The sequence below is a fragment of the Umezawaea sp. NPDC059074 genome (assembly GCF_042738955.1).
GTDB lineage: Bacteria > Actinomycetota > Actinomycetes > Mycobacteriales > Pseudonocardiaceae > Umezawaea.
Map to the genome: position 1 here is coordinate 1 of NZ_JBHYHC010000167.1, position 19,136 is coordinate 19,136.

Here is a 19,136-nt window from a genome sequence, read left to right on the forward strand (position 1 = left end):
CTCCACCTGTCTTACTACCTGTGCTGCGCGGTGTTATTCCTGTTGGCGGGTGTGGGGTGGGGCGGCCGCCGCCCGCCCCACCCCGTCCCGCTAGCCCTGGTAGACCCGCACGTAGTCGATGCCGAGCTGCTGCGGGAACTGCGTGGAGCCGTCCGGGTTGCCCGGCCACTGGCCGCCGACGGCCAGGTTCATGATCAGGTAGAACTTGTTGTTGAACACCCAGGTGCGGCCGCCGAGGTCCGCGGGCGTCCTGGTTTGGTAGACCGTGCCGTCGACCAGCCACTGGATCTTGTTGGCCGTCCAGTTGATCGAGAAGGTGTGGTACGCCGCCGACCACGCCTGCCCGTTCTGCCGCGCCGCCCCGATCCCGCCCGCGCCCGAGTAGCCGGGGCCGTGGATCGTGCCGTGCACGGTGTTCGGCTCGCGGCCGATGTTCTCCATGATGTCGATCTCGCCGCAGTTGGGCCAGCCGACCTGGCCGATGTTCGCGCCGAGCATCCAGAACGCGGGCCAGATGCCCTGCCCGTAGGGCAGCTTCATCCGGGTCTCGATCCGGCCGTACGTCCAGCCGATCTTGTTGTAGGTGGTCAGCTTGCCGGACGTGTACTGGCAGTTGCCGCCGTTCCAGCACGCCATCCCGGAGTTCTCCCGGCGGGCGGTGATGACGAGCTGGCCGGAGCCGTTGAGGGCCACGTTCGACGTCTTGTTCGTGTACGCCTCGAGTTCGTTGTTGCCCCAGCCGCCGGAGCCGTTGCCGATGTCGTAGGCCCACTTGGCGCTGTTGGGCTTGGTGCCGGACGGTCCGTCGAACTCGTCGGACCACACCAGCACCGGCGCGGCGCTTGCGGGCGGGGCGAGCGGTATGGCCAGCAGCAACGCGGCCACGACGAGCAGAACACGACGCAGTGTGGACACTGTGCCTCCTCGGACTACGCAGGGGGCGTCAGTGGGAGCGCTCTCACATCAGCTTGTTCCAGCAGTGTTGCGCTGTGTTTCCGCCGGGTCAAGCGGCCAACGGGTGCTACCGCTCCCGGACGTAGAGCGACTGCGCCGTCCGACCGACGGGCCCCAGCAGGTCGTGCACCACGCTCGTGGCCACGCCGACCCCGCCCGGCCCGATCACCGTCGACGCCTCCAGCGCGAACCACGACCCCTGCGGCTCCCGGTGCAGGTGCACGGACAGGTCGGTGTTGATCGCGAACCACTTGCGGATGTCCAACCGGCTGGACACGCCACTCGCCGAGTCGGCGATCGTGAACAACCGCTGCAACGCCGTCGTCTCCTCGCCCTCCACGGTCGGCATCAGCGGCTTCCCCCACACGATCGCGTCACCGGCCGTGAACATGCTCCCGTCGACGGACCGCCAGTCCACCGCGGCCAGGTACCCGCACGACCAGTCGTCGCTGATCTCCATCTGCGGGCACGCGGGCGGCTCCGGCAGCATCCCGGAGAACTCCGACGCGACGGCCGCCGTGTCGCCCCGGCTGATCCGCCACGCCTGCGCGCGCAGCACCGGACGCCCGTCGTGCGCCAGTTCGGCGACCAGCAGCTCGACCGAGCGGCCCGGCCGTTGCACGGAAGCCGACACCGTCAGCTCCGCGACGGGCACCGGCCCGAGCACCTCGAACACCACCCGCGACAACACCATGTCCGCGCGGGGCGCGCAGTTCTCCAACTCCCGCACCAGGAGCGCCGACGGCGGACCGAGGTGCTGGCTCTCGGTGCTCCACGGCCCGGCCGTGTGCTCGGTCGAGAGGTACCGGTCGTCGCCGAGGCGGCGGAAGAAGCCCGTCATCTAGTCCACCCGGTCCAGCGGGGTCTCGACACTGCCGTCCGGCTCGGGCCAGCCGGGGTAGGGAGGGGGTGTCCCGTCGAACGCCGGGCAGAACGCCTTGTGGTCGCAGTAGTCGCACAGCTTGCTGGGGTTCGGCCGGAAGTCGCCGGTCTTGCCCGCGCGCAGGATCGCCACCCAGATGGCCTCCAGGGTCCGCTCGAACCGCCCCAACTCCGCCTCGTCCGGCGTGTAGGCGAGCGCTTGGCGGTCGGCCAGGTACATCAGCCGCAACTGCCGGGGGACGACGCCGCGCAGCTTCCACAGCATCAAGGCGTAGAACTTCATCTGGAACATCGCCTTGGCCTCGCCGATCAGCCGGGGCGCGGCCCCCGTCTTGTAGTCGACGACCCGGATCTCGCCGGTCGGCGCGACGTCGACGCGGTCGATGTACCCGCGCAGCAGCACCCCGGACGGCAGCTCGGACTCCACCAGCAGCTCCCGCGCGTCCGGCTCGAACCGCCGCGGGTCCTCCAGCTCGAAGTACCCGTCGAGCAGCCCGTCGGCCGACCGCAACCACTCGTCGAGCGCCGGATCGGCGTCCTCACCCGAGAACAGCCCGGCGAACTCCGGACGCTCGTTCTTCACCCGCTCCCACGCGGGGCCGAGCAGGTTCTTGGCGACCTCGGGGGTCCGTTCGGAGGCGGGCAACCCGAACAGGTCCTCCAGCACGGCGTGCACGACCGTGCCCCGCACCTGCGCCTTGGTGGGGACCTCGGGCAGCCGGTCGACGGCGCGGAAGCGGTACAGCAGCGGACACTGCTTGAAATCCCCAGCGCGCGACGGCGACAACGCCGGTCGACGCACCGGACGGGCATTGCTCGCGACCGCACTCGTCGCCGCTGGTTCGGACATGGGACGAACGATAGGGGAGACCACCGACAGTCCCGGACCGCCTCCACCCGCGCTCCGCTCGGAGGTGTCCGCTCTCACCACAAGATCGCCCGGCGCGGCGAAGTCCCACCCGGTGTCCCGCCGCGACCCTCCGATGCCCCGTCCCGATGCCCCGTCCCGATGCCCCGTCCCGATGCCCCGCGCTGGCCGGCCACGGGCACCCAGGTCCCAGCACCGTGCGCCCCCCGGCGAATTCTCCTGGCGCACCCCTCCGGACTGCTTCCAGCGCTCTGGTGCTGTTGGCACCCCACCCCCCAGGCCTGCCGGCGTTCGTCGACGGGCTGTGCGAAGGGCTCGGTGGGGTGGTGTCGCTGGTCGGGGATGTGTCACGGCGGCCGTACACCCGGCCCCTTAGGCTGCGCTGATGGCCACGACGGGCAGTTGGCGAAGGCAGGTCGACCGCGATGGCGGCGTGCTGCTCTTCCGGGCCGCGGGGGTTCCCGTGCTGTTGGCCCCGTCGTGGTGGTTGGGCTCCGCGGCCATCGTGTTGATCTACACCCCGCTGGTCGGCAGGCTGCTGCCCGAGGTGGCCGCGCTCAACGCGTTCCTCATCGCGGCGACTTTTACGCTGTTCCTGGGGCTGTCGGTGCTCGCGCACGAGCTGGGGCACTCGTTGACGGCGATCCGGTTGGGGTTGCCGGTGCGGCGGTTGCGGTTGTTCCTGCTCGGTGGTGTGTCCGAGATGATGCGGACGCCCACCAAACCCGGCCACGAAGGGCTGGTCGCCGCTGCCGGGCCCGTGGTGTCGGTGGGGCTCGCCGCCGCCTTCGGGGTGGCGGCGATGGTCATGGAGCCGGGCACGCCGCTGTGGTTGATCATCGCCCAGACCGCGTTCGCGAACGCCGCGGTGGCGGTGTTCAACCTCCTTCCCGGACTGCCGCTGGACGGTGGTCGCATCCTTCGCGCAGGCATCTGGGCCATCACCGGTCGGCGGGCCGCGGGCACGCGCGCCGCTGTCCTGGGTGGCGGCGTGGTGGCGGTGTCGCTGGTGGCCTGGGCGCTCTGGGGCGTCGGGCGAGGGGATGACGACGCCTGGGTGCGGTTCGGCGTGTGCGTCCTGACCGCCTGGTTCGTCATCGCGGGTGCTCGGGGCGAGCTGTCCGCCGAACGTCGGCGCACCTGGCCGGAAGGGCTGACGCTGGCGCAGCTGGTGCAGCCCGTGCTGCAACTGCCCGCGGAGAGCCCGGTGTCCGGGGCGCTCACCGCGTCCGCCGGGCGGGGCGTGGTGCTCGTGCGCGCGGACGGCGTGGCGGTCGGACTGCTGGACCAGGACATGGCGCGCAGGCTCTCCACCCGGTCGCCGCAGGCCCCGGCCGAGCAGGCCGCCGACCCCATCCGGCCGGAGACGGTCCTCTTGGCCGACGAGCCGGGCGAGGAGATCGTGGAACGGGTCCAGGCCACCGCGGCCTGGCAGTTCCTGGTCGTCGACATGGACGGGCGGCCCTCGGGCGTGCTCCGGCGGGAGGACCTCAAGGCCGCGCTGGATCGTCGCTGACCAGACCGGCGTCCTGCGCGAGGATCGCCGCCTGCACGCGGGACCGCAGGTCCAATTTGGTCAGCACGCGCGACACGTGCGTCTTCACCGTCGTCTCGCCGATGTGCAGCCGACGCCCGATCTGCTGGTTCGACAACCCCTCCCCGAGGCACGTCAACACCTCGGCCTCGCGCTCGGTCAACAGGTCCAGCGACTTCGGCCGTTGCGCCTGCCGGGGCGCCACGGCCGCGAAGTCCCGCATCAGCCGCCGCGTCACGCTGGGCGCCAGCACGCCGTCGCCCGCCGCCACCAGCCGCACCGCGTCGATCAGCGCGGCGGCCTCCACGGACTTCAGCAGGAAGCCCGCCGCCCCCGCCCTCAGCGCCCCGTGCACGTACTCGTCCATGTCGAACGTCGTCAGCACCAGCACGTGGCACACGCCGTCGTCCACCAGCTCCTTGGTGGCGGCGATCCCGTCCATGCCCGGCATGCGGATGTCCATCAGCACCACGTCGGGCTTCAACGAGCGCGCCATCCGGACGGCCGCCGCGCCGTCCGCCGCCTCGCCGACCACCTCGATGCCCTCGCCGCTGCCGAGGATCATCACCAACCCGGACCTGATGGCCGAGTGGTCGTCGGCCACCAGAACTCGCGTGCTCATGCCTCTCCCGCCGTCGGCAACTCGGCCCGGACCCGCCACCGGTCGTCGACCCGGCCCGCGTCGAGCGTGCCGCCCACGGCCTGCGCCCGCTCCGACATGCCGACCAGCCCGCTCCCGGTCCCGCGCTTCGCCGATCTGCCGCGCCACTCGCTGTCCACCAGGAGCGTGATCCCCCTGGCCTCGGTCATCCAGACGATGTCGACCTTCGCGCCCGGCGCGTGCTTCATCGCGTTGGTCAGCGACTCCTGGAGGATCCGGTACGCGGCCAGGTCGACGGCTATCGGCAGCTCGTCGGGCAGCTCACCGGACATCACCACCCTCAGCCCGGCCGCCTGCGCGGACTCGACCAGCGTCGCCAGCTCGCTCAGCCGCGCCGACGCGGGCTCGTCCAGCGCCTCGTCGTCCGCGCGCAGCACGTCGATCATCATCCGCATCTCGCTCAGCGACTGGATGCTGTTCGCCCGCACGGACCTCAGCACCTTCCGCACGGTCTTCGGGTCGCGCTCGCCCATCGACAGCGCGGCCTCGGACTGGATCGCGATGGCCGAGAGGTGCCCGGCGATCACGTCGTGCAGGTCGCGCGCCATGCGGGCGCGCTCCGCCGTCACGGCCGCCCGGCGGTCCAGCTCCGCGATCCGGGCGAGCTGCTCGGTGTTGCTCCGCATCTGGCGCAGGTTGACCGCCCACCACACCGGCATGACCAGCACCGAGAAGATCTGGAGGCCCGACCCGACCGCCGTGCGCCAGCCCTCGACCGTCAGCGCGATGCCCACCGCGATGCCGACCGCCGTGGTCACCACCAGCCCGATGATGAGCTGGCCGGTGCGCTTGGACCCGCGCAGCGTGGCCATGTGCAGCAGGTCCATCAGCACGATGATCACCGGCGCGCTCAGCCCGAGCGCCACGTCCACGGACGCCGCGGAGAGCGCGATGAACGCGCCCACGAGGGGCGCGCGCGTGCGGAAGAGCTGGCCCACGCACGCGATGCACAGGACGAGCAGGCGCCAGCCCAGCGGCACGTCCGACGGGCCCGCCCACAGCTCGTACAGGTCGAACCGGTAGAGCAGCGCGCCCACGCCGAAGCACGCGGTCGCGATGATCGCGTCGCGGGCTGGGGCGGGGAGTCGGCGCACCCGGCCATCACAGCACACGGCGCCGGTCGGGCGAGTCCTACGAAGTGATGACACCCCGCCGGTACGACCGGAGGACTACAAGGGCCGCCCGACCGAGCAGGCTGATGTCAACGCAACCGACAACGGCAGCCCAGGAGGCAGTCATGATCGCGATCATCGCCCAGGTCCTCGGGTTCGTCATGCTGATCCCGCAGGGCATCCTGCCCATCATCTTCCTCGCCGCGAACGTGCAGTCGAAGAGCTGGTTCCTCGCGCTGTACGTCCCGGAGCCGATGAGCCTGCCCGTGGCCATCGCCTTCGTGATCGTCGGCGGCCTCCTCGCGTTCTTCGGCACCAAGAGCGTCATCCGCTGGACGTGACCTCCCGGTGTCGGTGCTCATCGCGGCCCCTGAGACCATCGTGCGCTGTTCAGTTCCGCACGTAGCAGGAGGTTTCCCGCGGTGAGCACCGCCAGTGGCCCGTTCCGCCCCGGTGACAGGGTGCAGTTGACCGACCCGAAGGGACGGCACTACACGATCGTGCTCGAACCGGGCAAGGAGTACCACACCCACCGCGGCGCGCTGCCGCACGACAAGCTGATCGGCGAGCCCGAGGGCTCGGTGATCCAGTCGGTCGGGGGCACCTCCTTCCTGGCCCTGCGGCCCCTGCTGGCGGACTACGTCCTGTCCATGCCGCGCGGCGCCCAGGTGATCTACCCGAAGGACGCCGCGCAGATCGTCATGTACGGCGACGTCTTCCCCGGCGCGCGCGTGCTGGAGGCCGGTGCGGGCTCCGGCGCGCTCACCTGCTCGCTGCTGCGGGCGGTGGGGGAGAAGGGCAGCGTCATCTCCTACGAGGTGCGCCAGGACCACGCGGACCACGCGATCCGCAACGTCGAGCAGTTCTTCGGCGAGCGTCCCGGCAACTGGCACCTGACCGTGGCCGACCTGGCCACGCACACCGGTGAGGTCGACCGGGTGGTGCTGGACATGCTCTCGCCGTGGGAGCAGCTGGAGACGGTGTCGAAGAACCTGATCCCCGGTGGGGTGCTGGTCGTGTACGTGGCGACCACGACGCAGCTGTCCAAGGTGTGCGAGGCGCTGCGCGAGCAGCAGCACTGGACCGAGCCGCAGTCGTGGGAGACCCTCGTCCGCCCGTGGCACACCGTGGGGCTGGCCGTGCGGCCGGAGCACCGGATGATCGCGCACACCGCGTTCCTCCTGACGACCCGCCGCCTGGCCGACGGCGTCACCCCGCCCCGCCCGCAGCGCAGGCCGTCGAAGGGCTGAGTTCGTCGAAGGGGTCGGCTCGCGGGTCGGCCCTTTCGAGCTCGGGGAATTTGACCGGCGGTCATATTTTTCCCCAGGTGACCTTTTTGAGTGGACAATGGTGTTCGACGCTGCTTTCCATTCCGAGGGTCGCTAGCTTGGTGATTATGGAAGCCGATCTGGGGGACAACCACCGCTCTCGTCCCACGACCGCACGCACCCGTGAATTGGGGTGGGAACTGCTGCACGCCCGCAAGCGCGCGAAGCTGAAGGCGACGGCGCTCGCCGCGGAGTGGGGGTGGAGTCCAGGGAAGCTCAGCAAGCTGGAACACGGCTGGCGGGGCACCAGCGATTGGGACTACGGGACCCTGCTGGGCAGACTGGGCGTCGATCCCAAGACCAGGGAACGCGTCCAACGGATGGTCAACGAGCAGGACACGGGTCACTTTCTCCGAACGCACGATGGGCTGCTCTCGGACAACCTGCGCTGCTTGATGATCCATGAGCGCGCCGCGCGGACCATGTGCAAATACGACCCGATGCTCATTCCGGGTTTGCTCCAGACCAGGGTCTACGCCGGTGCGGTGATCAATCCGGACGGCGGCTCCACGCCGGATGAGCAAGACTTCAGGATCGAGGCTCGGATGGATCGCCAGTCGGTCCTCGCGGGGGACCACTCGCCCGAGGCGACCTTCTTCATCCATGAGATCGCCTTGCGCACCGTGATCACGTGCAACCAGGTCATGCACGACCAGATGATGCATCTCGCCTTTTTGTGCAAGTGGGCTCGGGTGACGATTCGGGTGATCCCGTTGTCGAGTCCCGGTCATCCGGCTCTGGTGAACTCGTTCAACCTGATGACCTTCGCGAAGTCCGTCGGCCCGGTCGCGTACTGCGAGACGGATGTCGCGACCGTCTTCGCCGACGAACCGAGGTCGATCGAAGTCTGCCGGCGCAAACAGGCGGCTCTCGAGGCCATGTCACTGGACGCGGAGCAATCGCGGTCGGTGCTCGCCCGCTGGGCGGATGCCTATGACCGATGACGTTCGCTATGACCAGGGGCACAGGAGTTGGCTGGGTGGCTGTGCGGGACTCCAAGAATGCCGCCGGACCCGTGCTTGCGTTCCCCGTGGTCCTGTGGAGGGCGTTTCTGGTCGACCTTCGATGAAGTGGGGGTACCGGGCCGTGCGGAGGGGTGTCCGCACGGCCCGCGACCGGGCTACTTCGAGGTGTCGGGGTTGAAGGTCCCGCAGACCTTCCAGTCGCCGTCTTCCTTGAGCAGCTTCATGGTGGTCGAGTCGTCCTTGATGACGCTCTTGAACTCCTCGGGCACGTTCGAGAACTTGACCGTGAGCGTGGCGGTGGCCGTGTCGCCGGATTCCTTCACGTCGGTCACCGCGAACTCGGTCTTGATGTCCTTGAACTGTTCACCCGCGTTGCTCGGGACCGACTTCGGCAGCTCCTTGATCTTGTCCGCGTCGGCCTTGCAGCTCAGCGACAGGAGGGTGTCGACGTTCATGTCCTTGCCCTTGTTGAGCTCGGACACCATCGACTCCGCGACGGCCTTGGCCGAGCCGCCCTTCAGCAGGAAGAACGCCGCGCCCCCGCCCAGGACGAGCAGGACGACCACACCCAGGACGATCCACAGGACGGGACTTTTGCCCTTCGGAGGCCCGTAGGGCTGCCCCGGAAGGCCGGGTTGGCCGAAACCACCCGGTTGGCCGTACGGCTGCTGCCCGTACTGGCCCTGCTGGCCGTATGGCTGCTGGCCGTAACCGGGCTGGCCCTGGGCCTGCTGAGGTGGAAAACCCCCGGAAGGGGGGCCGTAACCGGGCTGCTGTCCACCCTGTGGGAAGCCCTGGGGCTGAGGAGGATACCCGCCCGGCTGCTGGCCGAACCCCGGCTGCTGGCCGAATTGCCCTGGTTGCCGACCCTGCGGATCCGGCTGCTGACCGTAAGGACCAGGCTGCTGCGGCGGGACGGACATCACGTTCTCCTAGAACTTGCCGCTGGTGGCGGGGACACTGCCGGGTAACACGCCGGTGTACGAGTACAAGACGCACGGTAGCGGGTGGGTGGTTCCTCCTGACACCGAGATGGAGCAGTCCATCCCCTTGGGAGGGTCGTCGGTGACGCCACACGACTCTCGATGACCTTGGGGATAGCCGCTTTTGTCGGTGATCGCCGGTACCGTTGCTGATACGAACACGGGAGGAGGGTGCCGACATGCAGCACGGTCATCCCGGCAGCCAACCCGATGAGGGTGGCGAGCTGAACACGGGCAACAACTCAGATGAGCTGACAGCGCAGGTCAGGTTCCTCGAGGACGAGATCGCGCTGCTGCGCCGCAAGCTGACGGAGTCACCGCGACACGTCCGCCTGCTGGAGCAGCGATTGGCCGAGGCATCCGAGCGCGTCAGCCAATTGACCGAGCGCAACACGAAGCTCATTGACACCCTCCGAGAGGCACGTGGCCAACTGCTGGCCCTGCGCGAGGAGGTCGACCGCCTGGCCCAACCGCCGAGCGGCTACGGCGTATTCCTCGAGCAGTTCGAAGACGGCACGGTGGACGTGTTCACCTCAGGCCGTCGCATGCGGGTGTCCGTCTCGCCTGCGGTGGAGTCCCCATCGCTGGTGCGCGGGCAGTCGGTGCGCCTGAACGAGGCACTCACGGTCGTCGAGGGAGGCAGTTTCGAGCAGACCGGCGAGGTCTGCACGCTGCGCGAGATCCTCGAGGGCATCGAGCCGGAGAACTCCGTCCAGCGCGCGCTCGTCGTCGGCCACGCCGACGAGGAGCGGGTCGTCTGGCTGGCCCAGCCGCTGATCGACTCGCCGTTGAAGATCGGCGATTCGCTGCTGGTCGACTCGAAGGCGGGCTTCGCCTACGAGCGGGTTCCCAAGGCCGAGGTCGAGGACCTCGTGCTGGAGGAGGTGCCGGACGTCCTCTACACCGACATCGGTGGTCTCGGTCGCCAGATCGAGCAGATCCGCGACGCGGTGGAGATGCCGTTCCTGCACGCCGACCTGTTCCGGGAGTACAAGCTCCGGCCGCCGAAGGGCGTCCTGCTGTACGGCCCTCCCGGCTGCGGCAAGACCCTGATCGCGAAGGCGGTCGCCAACTCGTTGGCGAAGAAGGTGCTCGAGGCCCGAGGTGAGACCGGGAAGCAGGCCAAGTCCTACTTCCTCAACATCAAGGGTCCGGAGCTGTTGAACAAGTTCGTCGGCGAGACCGAGCGGAGCATCCGCCTGATCTTCCAGCGGGCTCGGGAGAAGGCCTCCGAGGGCACGCCCGTCATCGTGTTCTTCGACGAGATGGACTCGATCTTCCGCACCCGCGGTTCCGGTGTGTCGTCCGACGTGGAGACGACGATCGTGCCGCAGCTGCTGTCGGAGATCGACGGCGTCGAGGGCCTCGAGAACGTCATCGTGATCGGCGCCTCCAACCGCGAGGACATGATCGACCCGGCCATCCTCCGACCGGGCCGACTCGACGTGAAGATCAAGATCGAGCGTCCGGACGCCGAGGGCGCGATGGACATCTTCAACAAGTACCTGACGCCCGACCTCCCGATCCACGCCGACGACCTCGCCGAGTTCGGCGGGGACCCGAAGGCGTGCATCGAGGGCATGGTGCAGCACACCGTGGAGCGCATGTACGAGGAGTCGGAGGAGAACCGGTTCCTGGAGGTCACCTACGCGAACGGTGACAAGGAGGTCCTGTACTTCCGGGACTTCAACTCCGGCGCCATGATCCAGAACATCGTCGACCGCGCCAAGAAGGCCGCCATCAAGGCCCTGTTGGACACCAAGCAGCCGGGTCTGTCCGTGCGACACCTCCTGGCCGCGATCGTCGACGAGTTCGCCGAGAACGAGGACCTGCCCAACACCACGAACCCGGACGACTGGGCTCGCATCTCCGGCAAGAAGGGGGAGCGGATCGTCTACATCCGCACCCTCGTCACCGGGAAGAGCACGGAGTCCGGCAGGGCGATCGACACGGCCACCAACACCGGCCAGTACCTGTAGCACGAGTCACGACGAAGCCCGCCTGTCCCTCCGGGGAGGGGCGGGCTTCGCCGTGTTCGGGTCAGACCAGGCCGGACTCGTAGGCGGTGATCACGAGTTGGGCGCGGTCGCGGGCTTGGAGTTTGTGGAGCAGGCGGCCTATGTGGGTTTTCACCGTGCCCACGCTCAGGTGTAGTCGTTGGGTGATTTCGGTATTCGAAAGGCCCTTGGCTATCAGGAGCAGGACTTCTTTTTCGCGGTCCGTGACGCCCTCAAGGGATTTCGTGGGGAGTCTTTCCGGTTTTGCGCAGAATTCATTGATGAGCCTTTTGGTCACCGTGGGGGCCAGGAGGGCTTCGCCCGCGGCGATCGTCCTGATCGCGGACAGCAGTTCCACCGGTGGGGTGTCCTTCAGCAGGAAGCCGCTCGCACCCGCCCTCAGTGCCGCGTAGACGTAGGCGTCGAGGTCGAAGGTGGTCAGGATGAGGATCTTCGACGTCGGGGAGAGGTGGGTGGTGGCCTCGATGCCGTCCATCTCCGGCATGCGGATGTCCATCAGGACCACGTCCGGGACGGTGGTCGCGGCCAAGGCCACCGCTTCACGGCCGTTGGCCGCCTCACCCACGGTCGTGAGGTCCGGTGCGGAGTCCACGAGCAGGCGGAAGCTGCCGCGGAGGAGGGCCTGGTCGTCGACGATCATGACCTTGATCATGCGAACGGCAGTTCCGCCGTCACGCGGAAGCCGCCCTGGGGCAGCGGGCCCGCGTGGAACGTGCCGTCGTACATCGCCACGCGCTCGTTCATGCCCGCCAGGCCGTGTCCGCCGCCGCCCGGCAGGACCCGTTCGCCCCGGCCGTTGTCGATGACCTCGACGGTCGCCGTGCCGTCGTCGACGGCGATCGTGACCGCGCACTCGGCGGGCGCGGCGTGCTTGACCACGTTCGTCACCGACTCCTGGACGATCCGGTACACGGTCAGGGCCACGCCCTCCGGCAGCGACTCCGCGTCGGCGAGGGTGAGGGTGACCGGCACGCCTGCCATCGCCGCCCGGTCCACCAGCGCGGGCAGGTCGGCCAGGCCGGGCACGGGGGACAGGTCCGGGGTGTCCGAGGAGCGCAGCACGCCCAGCAGGTGGCGCATCTCGGTGAGCGTTCCCCGGCTGGTCTGCTCGATGACCCGCAACGCCTCCCGTGCCTCCGTCGGGTTGTCGTCGGCCACGTGGTGGGCCACGCCCGCCTTCACGGCGATCATCGTCAGGCTGTGGGCGACGATGTCGTGGAGTTCCCGCGCGATCCGCATCCGCTCCTCGGTCAACGCGCGCTCCGCCGCCTCCTCCGCGGTCTTCGCGAGGTAGGACCGGCGGACCCTGGTCGTCCAGCCGAGCGCCCAGACGGCGGCCATCAGCAGCCACACCACCGAGGTGATGCCCAGGTCGTCCGGCCACGGCTCGGAGATGGCCACGCACACGGCCGTCAGCGCCGCGCCCGCCGCCACGGCCAGGGCCGAGACACGGCGGGGCAGCAGCACCGCGACCATGTACAGCGCGAACAGCGTCGGCGTGTACACCTCGAGGGTGATGTGGAGCAGCGTCGCGGTGTTCTGGGCGACGACGACCACCGCGTACGCGGCCAGCGGCCACTTCCGGCGCACGGCCAGCGGAGCGCCCACCAGGACGGCCAGCAGGTAGCCGAACGGGACGGGCCCGTGGGTCAGCTCCACGAACGTCAGGTACACCAGGACCGCCGCGACGGCGGCGGCCACGTCCACGGCGACCGTGTACGCGACCGGCAGCCATTTGACCAGGCGGGGAGGTGCAGTCACCCGCCGACCGTAGCGGCGGGGCGCGGCGCGGGGATCGGACCGTGGTCCGATCCCGGCTCCGGGCCGTGGTCCGATCCGCTCGCCGCCCGGAGCCGACAGGGTTCCGGCCATGATCGAGGTACGGGAGTTGAGCAAGCGCTACGGCGCTGTGCGAGCGGTCGACGGGTTGTCGTTCGAGGTCCGACCGGGGTACGTCGCCGGGTTCCTCGGGCCGAACGGCGCGGGCAAGTCGACGACCATGCGGGCGGTGCTGGGGCTGGACACGCCGACGTCCGGGTCGGCGCTGGTCAACGGCAGGCGGTACGCCGACATCCGGCGGCCGATGGTCGAGGTGGGGGCGCTGCTGGACGCCAACGCCGTGCACGGCGGCCGGTCCGCCGTGAACCACCTGCGCTGCCTGGCGCGGAGCAACGGCATCGGGACCGCCCGCGTGGTCCAGGTGCTGGAGCAGGTCGGCCTGGCGGGCGCCGCCGGGCGGCGGGTGTCGGCCCTGTCGCTGGGCATGAAGCAACGGCTGGGGGTGGCGGCCGCACTGCTGGGCGATCCGGGCGTGCTGCTGTTCGACGAGCCGGTCAACGGCCTCGACCCGGAGGGCATCCGCTGGATCCGGGACCTGATGCGCGGCCTGGCCGCCGAGGGCCGGACCGTGCTGGTGTCGAGCCACCTGATGAGCGAGATGGCCGTGACCGCGGACCGGGTCGTGGTGATCGGGCGCGGACGGCTGATCGTCGAGACGTCGATGAAGGACCTGGCCGACCGGTTCCGCCGGGACGTCCTGGTGCGGACCCCCGACCCGGCCGGGCTGCGGCGGGTGCTGGAGCGCGCCGGGGCGAGGGTCGCGGAGGAGGGGGACGCGCTCGTCGTGCAGGGGCTCGACGCGGCCGGGATCGCGGACGCGGCCGCCGACCGGCGGATCGCGGTGCACGAGCTGACCCCGCGCAGCGCGTCCCTGGAGGACGCCTACCTGGAGTTGACCGAGGACAGCGTGGAGTTCCGGACGGAAGCGGTGGCGCGGTGATCGACGTGGTGGCCTCGGAGTGGCTCAAGGTCCGGACCGTGCGGTCGACCTACTACCTGGTGCTGACGGCGGTGCTCGCGCTGGCGCTCGGCGCGGTCATCTCCTCCTTGATGACGGCCGACTACGACCGGTCCACGCCCGAGCTGCGGGCGGTGTTCGCGTCGGCCGACCCGAGCGTGTTCGTCATGCCGTTCACCCAGTTCGCCGCGGGCGTGATCGGCGCGCTGGTGGTCACGTCCGAGTACACCGGCGGGATGATCCGGACCGTGCTCGTCGCCGTGCCGAGGCGGATGTCCGTGCTGGCGGCGAAGGTCGCGGTCGTCGGCGGGGCCGGGCTGCTGTTCGGTGAGCTGGTCTCGTTCGCGTCCTACGGCGTGGGCGCGGTGATCATCGGTGACCGGCCCGCCCCGCTGGCGCAGTTCGACGGGCTCGCCGCCGCGCTGCCGTCGGTGCTGGCCAACGGGATGTCCATCGCGGTGCTGGCGTTGGTGGGGCTGGGGTTCGGGACGCTGTTGCGGTCGACCGCGGGCGCGTTGACGACGCTGTGCTTCCTGATGTTCGTGCTGCCGATGGTCGCCGTGCTGCTGCCCGCGCCGTGGAACAACCGGCTGGTGGCGGTGACCCCGCTCTACCTGACGCCGCAGTTCTCCGGGGCGATCGACCACGCCCCGTTGACGCCCGGCTGGGCGCTCGCGGTGCTGCTCGCGTACCCGGTCGTGGCGCTGGCCGCCGGGGCGGTGGCGCTGGCGCGGCGGGACGCCTGAGGCGACCCGGACGTTCCGCGCGCGGCGCGAGCCGCTAGGTTCTCGGAGATCACCGAGCTTGGAGGACAGCCTTGCGTCGCGCGCACGTCGCGGTCGTCGTCGCGACCAGCCTTGTTCTGACCGGGTGCTCCGTGGAGCAGCGGCCGTTGCGACGGGGGTTCGCCCAGGACGGCCCGGTCACCACCACGACGACGACCTCCACGAGCGCGACGGCCAAGGTCGCGGCCGCCGCGCCGTCGTCCTCGTCCGCAGCGCCCAGCGCGAAGCCCCGTCCCGTGGCGGAGTTCGCCGCGCTGGCGCTGCCGCAGCCCGCGCTGACCGACGACGGGCTGGAGGTGCGGGAGTCGGCCGCCGCCGCGCCCTCGACCGCGGAAGCCGTGTGCGGCAAGCAGGTCAGCGCCCCCGGCCGGGTGGCGGACGGGTACCGGGTCGCCACCCGCAGCCAGAGCGGCGCGAGCAAGCTGGAGCAGCGGATCGCCGCCTACCCCAAGGGGCAGGCGAAGTCCGCCACGACGGCCGTGCGCCAGGCGTTGACGTGCTCCGAGGTCGAGTTCGCCGGACTGTCCGGAGTGGACGACGCCGTGGGCTGGTGCGAGGAGCTGGCCGGTGGCCGCGGGGCGTGCACGGCCGTGCTGGCCAAGGACGACCTGACGATCACCCTGCGGATGGAGACGATCAGCGTCGACCGCGCGCGGGACGTCGTCACGCGGTTGGCGGGCGCCGCCGCGGGTCTGTTGGCGAAAGCCTGACCACGCCGCCGTCGAGGTCGATCGCGCCACGCGGTGGCGCGGCCTCGGCCTCCTCGTCGCGCAGCATGGAGTCGGTCTGCCGCTGGTCCAGCTCGGCCTGCTTGGTGGCGTAGAACAGCAGCGTCACCTGGTCGAACGCCGCCCCGCTGAGCACGGGCGCCTCGCCACGGCGGCGGCGGATCCAGCGGACCACGCGCTCGCCGACGGCCAGCAGGAACAGCAGACAGGCCAGGCCGGGGATCGACAGGGCGAACAGCATTCCCACGGTCAGGCCTCCTGGCGGGCGAGCCACTGGTGGAACAGCGCGCGGCCGTCCGGGACCACGGGCCAGTCCGGGTCGTCGACCTTCTCCACCAGGTCGTCCAGCGTCATCCACCAGCCCGCGGCCACTTCCTCCGGCTGGTGGGTGAACGGGCCGTCCGTGCGGGCCTCGTAGACGTGGGCGAGGTAGCGGATCGGCGGGTCGACGAACCGCGCGGTGAACGACGGGGTCAGCGGCACGCCGCGCACGCCCAGTTCCTCGGCCAGTTCCCGTTCCGCGCACTCGGCCGGGTCCTCGCCGTCGGCCAGGACGCCGCCCGCCCAGCAGTCGTAGAGGCCGGGGTACACGTCCTTGGTGTCGGTGCGCTGGTGCACGTACACGCGCCCGCCGTCCAGGGACCGCACCAGGATCGTGGCGCACGCGTGCCAGAGGCCCTGCTCGCGCACCAACCCGCGCGGCGCGCCGGGGCGCGGGGTGCCGTCGTCGTCGAAGACGGCGACCAGTTCCTGTGCCGATGTCACCGGGGTGTCCTCCTGTGGTCGTACACCTCATTGCTACCACGGGCCGACGCCCGGCGACGCCGCCGATTCCTACCGTCGTGGCGAACACCGTCACGAGGAGGAGCTTTGCCCACAACGATCGGACTCGGCCTCGCCGAGTTCCGCCACCGACCCGGCCGCGCGCTGCTGCCCGGTGTCGCCCTGATCGTCGGGGTGGCGTGCCTGACCGCCTCGCTGGTGTTGAGCGACGTGATCGTCGACTCGGCGGAGGCGGGCGCCCCGGTCGTGCCCTCGGCGGTGACCCTGGAGGTCGGTGTCGTCCACGACCCGGACCTCGCGTTCGACCAGCAGCCCAAGTTGGACCAGGCCGCGGCGGACAAGATCGCGGCCGTGCCGGGCGTGCAACGGGTGGTGCCGGTCCGGCAAGTCGGGGTGGACCTGCTGCTCCAGGACGGCCGCGCGAGCGTCCGCCGCGCCTCCGGTGACGTCGAGGTGGACCGCGACGGGCTGCGGCGCATCCCGATCGGCGAGGGGCGGTCGCCCGCGGCGGACGGCGAGATCGCCGTCGACAAGGTCACCGCCGCCAAGTACGACCTGAGGCCCGGTTCGACGGTGAAGGTCGCCGACGCGGACGGCAAGCCGCTCGACGTGGTGGTCCGGGGGATCACCAAGCGCGGCGGGCTCGCGGACGAGGCCGTCGTCGTGGTCGGCGAGGACCTGGCGCTCAAGCTGGACCGGAAGCCCGAGGTGCGGGAGCTCCAGGTCGTCGGCGGTGACCAGGCCGCCGTCGCCGCCGCGGTCGGACCCGCGCTGCGGGTGTCGCAGGTGGCCGACGAGGACCGCCGGGAGGGCTCCACCGGCGACAGCGGGTCGCTGGCCGCGATCCTGATCCTGTTCGCCATCCTCGCGCTCGCCACTGCGTCCTTCGTCGCCGCGGCCACGTTCCGCGCCGTCTACCTCCAGCGCCAGCGCCAGACCGCGCTGCTGCGCTGCCTCGGCGCGAACCGCAAACCCCTCGTGGTGGCCAACCTGGTCGAGGCGCTGCTCACCGGCGCGCTCGCGGGCGCGTTCGGCGCGCTGGCGGGCGGACCGGTCGCGATGGCGCTGTCCAAGGTCTTCGACGCCACCGGCATCTCGGAGCTGTTCGGCACGGCCGCACTCAACCCCTCCGTCGTGCCCACCCTCGGCTACGTCGCCCTCGGCGCGAGCGTGGCTGCGGTCCTCAGCGTGTTCGCGGCACTCCGGCCCTCCCTCGCCGCGTCACGGGTGTCGCCACTGGCCGCCTTGCGGACGTCCGAGGGGGCGACGCCGGACCGCTCGGTGGCCCGCCGCCGCACGGTGTTCGGCATCGTCCTCGTGGTCATCGCCGCCGGGATGGGCTTCCTCGCGGTCGGGGCGAAGGGCACGGTCGCCGCGATGTTCCTGGTGCTGTTCTCCGGGATCATCGGCGTGCTGGGGCTGTTCGGCCTGCTCGGGCCGGTCGCCGTGCCCGCGTTGAGCCGGGTGTTCGGCGGTCTCGCCGCGAAGGTCGGCGGCGCGCACTGGAAGCTCGCCGCCGCCGAGGTGCGCCGGGAGCCGCAGCGGTCCGCGTCGGTCGCGATGCCGCTCGTGCTGGCCGCCGCGATGGTCACGTTCTTCGCCGTCACCGTCGGCACGGCCCGCGAGATGGAGGCCGCGCTGTCGCAGAACCCCCGGCCCGACGTCGTCGTGTCCGACGTCGGCGAACGGCCGCTGCCCGGTGACATCGCCAAGATCACCGACCGCCCCGAGGTGGCGGGTCGGGCCGTCCTGCACCGCGCGGAGGGCAAGCGCGCCAACGGCGACCCGTTCACGGCCGTGGGCGCGGACCCGAAGCAGTTGGCGGAGTGGCTGAACGCCGAGAACAGCGGGGCCACGGGGGTCGCGGACATCCGGGACGGCACCGCGCTGGTGTCCGAGTGGGTGCTGGAGTCGTGGAACACGGCGGTGGGTCAGCAGGTGGTGCTGGACGGCCTGCCCGGCGGGTCGCGCACGGTCACGGTGGTCGGCACCGTCGCGGGCAACTACGTCGGCTACGCGGGGGTCGTGATCGCCGACCCGACGATCGGGCCCGCGTCCAGCGTGGTCGTGGCGCTCAAACCGGGCGCGGACCCGACGGCGTACCAGAAGGCCGTCCAGGCGGGCTTGGCGTCCGCGCCGACGGTCGCGGTCGAGACGGCGGTCGACGAGGCCGCGCAGAACCAGCGCTACCTCGACCTGGCGACGGTGATGCTGATGGTGCTGCTGGGCCTGTCGGTCGCGGTGGCGGTCACCGGGATCGGCACCACGCTCACGATCTCCGTGCAGGAACGGCGCAAGGAACTGGCGCTGCGGCGGGCTCTCGGCGTGACGAAGGGCGGTCTCCAGCACGGGATCGTGGCCGAGGCGGTGCTGCTCGCCCTGGTCGGCGTCCTCGGCGGCGGCCTGGTCGGGCTGGTCTACGCCCAGCTCACGATCGCCGCGGCGGGCGTGTCCACGTTCCCCAGCGCTGACTGGGGGTCGCTGGCGCTCGGCGGGCTCGCGGTGGTCGTGCTGGCGGTGCTCGCCGCGTTCGGCCCGGCGCGCGGGGCGTCGCGGATCCGGCCTGCCGCGGGGCTCGCCTCGGGGTGATGTTGGACTGAATGACCGTCGCCGCACCCACTTGTCCAGACCATTCTGGATCACGTGAACCGAGTGACGAAGGTTGGCGGACTGGTAGTTGCCGGAGTGGTCGAGATATCCGATTTGCATGAATCCGCGGGGAGCGCGGCACCGTTGGG

Annotated in this window: 20 protein-coding genes; 10 read left to right on the top strand and 10 right to left on the bottom strand. The window is 70.6% G+C overall.

Features of this window, described 5'->3' with window-relative positions:
- Positions 1-90: 90 nt before the first annotated feature.
- From ACFWW9_RS41285 to ACFWW9_RS41295, 3 genes are all read right to left on the bottom strand, one after another.
- Complete coding sequence (locus ACFWW9_RS41285) at positions 91-915, bottom strand: family 16 glycosylhydrolase (protein WP_390388256.1); 825 nt, start codon at positions 913-915, stop codon at positions 91-93.
- A 106-nt stretch (positions 916-1,021) separates the two neighbouring features.
- Complete coding sequence (locus ACFWW9_RS41290; protein ID WP_390388258.1) at positions 1,022-1,795, bottom strand: thioesterase family protein; 774 nt, start codon at positions 1,793-1,795, stop codon at positions 1,022-1,024.
- Entirely contained in the window at positions 1,796-2,686 is an 891-nt protein-coding gene (locus ACFWW9_RS41295) for a RecB family exonuclease (RefSeq protein WP_390388260.1), read from the bottom strand. It lies immediately after the preceding gene.
- Between the two features lie 403 nt (positions 2,687-3,089).
- On the opposite strand from ACFWW9_RS41295, the gene ACFWW9_RS41300 reads away from it, so the two are divergent.
- The gene (locus ACFWW9_RS41300; RefSeq protein ID WP_390388262.1) at positions 3,090-4,220 is read left to right on the top strand and encodes a site-2 protease family protein; all 1,131 of its coding nucleotides are present in this window, start codon (positions 3,090-3,092) and stop codon (positions 4,218-4,220) included.
- Here ACFWW9_RS41300 and ACFWW9_RS41305 read toward each other — a convergent pair.
- Entirely contained in the window at positions 4,195-4,860 is a 666-nt protein-coding gene (locus ACFWW9_RS41305; RefSeq protein ID WP_390388264.1) for a response regulator, read from the bottom strand. The genes ACFWW9_RS41300 and ACFWW9_RS41305 overlap by 26 nt on opposite strands.
- Positions 4,857-5,993: a sensor histidine kinase gene (locus ACFWW9_RS41310; protein WP_390388266.1), complete on the bottom strand. Its 1,137-nt coding sequence runs from the start codon at positions 5,991-5,993 to the stop codon at positions 4,857-4,859. Before ACFWW9_RS41310 ends, ACFWW9_RS41305 begins: the two co-directional genes overlap by 4 nt.
- A gap of 143 nt (positions 5,994-6,136) precedes the next feature.
- Here ACFWW9_RS41310 and ACFWW9_RS41315 point away from each other — a divergent pair, with 143 nt between their 5' ends.
- The 4 genes from ACFWW9_RS41315 to ACFWW9_RS41330 all read left to right on the top strand — a co-directional run bounded on the left by ACFWW9_RS41315 (position 6,137) and on the right by ACFWW9_RS41330 (position 8,408).
- A complete protein-coding gene (locus ACFWW9_RS41315; RefSeq protein WP_390388268.1) occupies positions 6,137-6,352 on the top strand; it encodes a hypothetical protein in 216 nt (71 codons plus the stop codon).
- A gap of 81 nt (positions 6,353-6,433) precedes the next feature.
- Complete coding sequence (locus ACFWW9_RS41320) at positions 6,434-7,261, top strand: tRNA (adenine-N1)-methyltransferase (RefSeq protein ID WP_259630001.1); 828 nt, start codon at positions 6,434-6,436, stop codon at positions 7,259-7,261.
- A gap of 146 nt (positions 7,262-7,407) precedes the next feature.
- Entirely contained in the window at positions 7,408-8,283 is an 876-nt protein-coding gene (locus ACFWW9_RS41325; RefSeq protein WP_390388269.1) for a DUF5753 domain-containing protein, read from the top strand.
- Between the two features lie 8 nt (positions 8,284-8,291).
- Positions 8,292-8,408, top strand: a complete 117-nt coding sequence (locus ACFWW9_RS41330) for a DUF397 domain-containing protein (protein WP_390388291.1) — start codon at positions 8,292-8,294, stop codon at positions 8,406-8,408.
- 51 nt (positions 8,409-8,459) lie between these two features.
- On the opposite strand, the gene ACFWW9_RS41335 is transcribed toward ACFWW9_RS41330, so the two are convergent.
- Positions 8,460-8,870, bottom strand: a complete 411-nt coding sequence (locus ACFWW9_RS41335) for a hypothetical protein (RefSeq protein WP_390388271.1) — start codon at positions 8,868-8,870, stop codon at positions 8,460-8,462.
- Positions 8,871-9,466: 596 nt separating this feature from the next.
- Between ACFWW9_RS41335 and arc the strand changes: the two genes are divergently transcribed.
- Positions 9,467-11,266 carry a proteasome ATPase gene (gene arc / locus ACFWW9_RS41340; RefSeq protein ID WP_390388273.1) on the top strand — a complete coding sequence of 600 codons (1,800 nt, stop codon included), beginning with the start codon at positions 9,467-9,469 and terminating at the stop codon, positions 11,264-11,266.
- A gap of 61 nt (positions 11,267-11,327) precedes the next feature.
- Here the strand turns inward: arc and ACFWW9_RS41345 are convergent, their stop codons facing one another.
- Together ACFWW9_RS41345 and ACFWW9_RS41350 are read right to left on the bottom strand one after the other, a co-directional pair.
- The gene (locus ACFWW9_RS41345; RefSeq protein ID WP_390388276.1) at positions 11,328-11,957 is read right to left on the bottom strand and encodes a response regulator; all 630 of its coding nucleotides are present in this window, start codon (positions 11,955-11,957) and stop codon (positions 11,328-11,330) included.
- Entirely contained in the window at positions 11,954-13,066 is a 1,113-nt protein-coding gene (locus ACFWW9_RS41350; RefSeq protein ID WP_390388278.1) for a sensor histidine kinase, read from the bottom strand. The genes ACFWW9_RS41345 and ACFWW9_RS41350 overlap by 4 nt, the downstream gene beginning before the upstream one ends.
- Positions 13,067-13,175: 109 nt before the next feature.
- Between ACFWW9_RS41350 and ACFWW9_RS41355 the strand changes: the two genes are divergently transcribed.
- From ACFWW9_RS41355 to ACFWW9_RS41365, 3 genes are all read left to right on the top strand, one after another.
- Positions 13,176-14,084 carry an ABC transporter ATP-binding protein gene (locus ACFWW9_RS41355; protein ID WP_390388280.1) on the top strand — a complete coding sequence of 303 codons (909 nt, stop codon included), beginning with the start codon at positions 13,176-13,178 and terminating at the stop codon, positions 14,082-14,084.
- Complete coding sequence (locus ACFWW9_RS41360) at positions 14,081-14,848, top strand: ABC transporter permease (RefSeq protein ID WP_390388283.1); 768 nt, start codon at positions 14,081-14,083, stop codon at positions 14,846-14,848. The genes ACFWW9_RS41355 and ACFWW9_RS41360 overlap by 4 nt, the downstream gene beginning before the upstream one ends.
- Positions 14,849-14,919: 71 nt before the next feature.
- On the top strand, positions 14,920-15,597 hold the full coding sequence (locus ACFWW9_RS41365) for a hypothetical protein (protein WP_390388285.1): 678 nt from the start codon (positions 14,920-14,922) through the stop codon (positions 15,595-15,597).
- On the opposite strand, the gene ACFWW9_RS41370 is transcribed toward ACFWW9_RS41365, so the two are convergent.
- Complete coding sequence (locus ACFWW9_RS41370; RefSeq protein ID WP_390388293.1) at positions 15,551-15,856, bottom strand: DUF6191 domain-containing protein; 306 nt, start codon at positions 15,854-15,856, stop codon at positions 15,551-15,553. The two genes, ACFWW9_RS41365 and ACFWW9_RS41370, sit on opposite strands and share 47 nt — an antisense overlap.
- Before the next feature lie 8 nt (positions 15,857-15,864).
- On the bottom strand, positions 15,865-16,380 hold the full coding sequence (locus ACFWW9_RS41375; protein ID WP_390388287.1) for an NUDIX hydrolase: 516 nt from the start codon (positions 16,378-16,380) through the stop codon (positions 15,865-15,867).
- A 105-nt stretch (positions 16,381-16,485) separates the two neighbouring features.
- Here ACFWW9_RS41375 and ACFWW9_RS41380 point away from each other — a divergent pair, with 105 nt between their 5' ends.
- A complete protein-coding gene (locus ACFWW9_RS41380) occupies positions 16,486-18,987 on the top strand; it encodes an FtsX-like permease family protein (RefSeq protein ID WP_390388289.1) in 2,502 nt (833 codons plus the stop codon).
- The last annotated feature ends 149 nt before the right edge of the window (positions 18,988-19,136 follow it).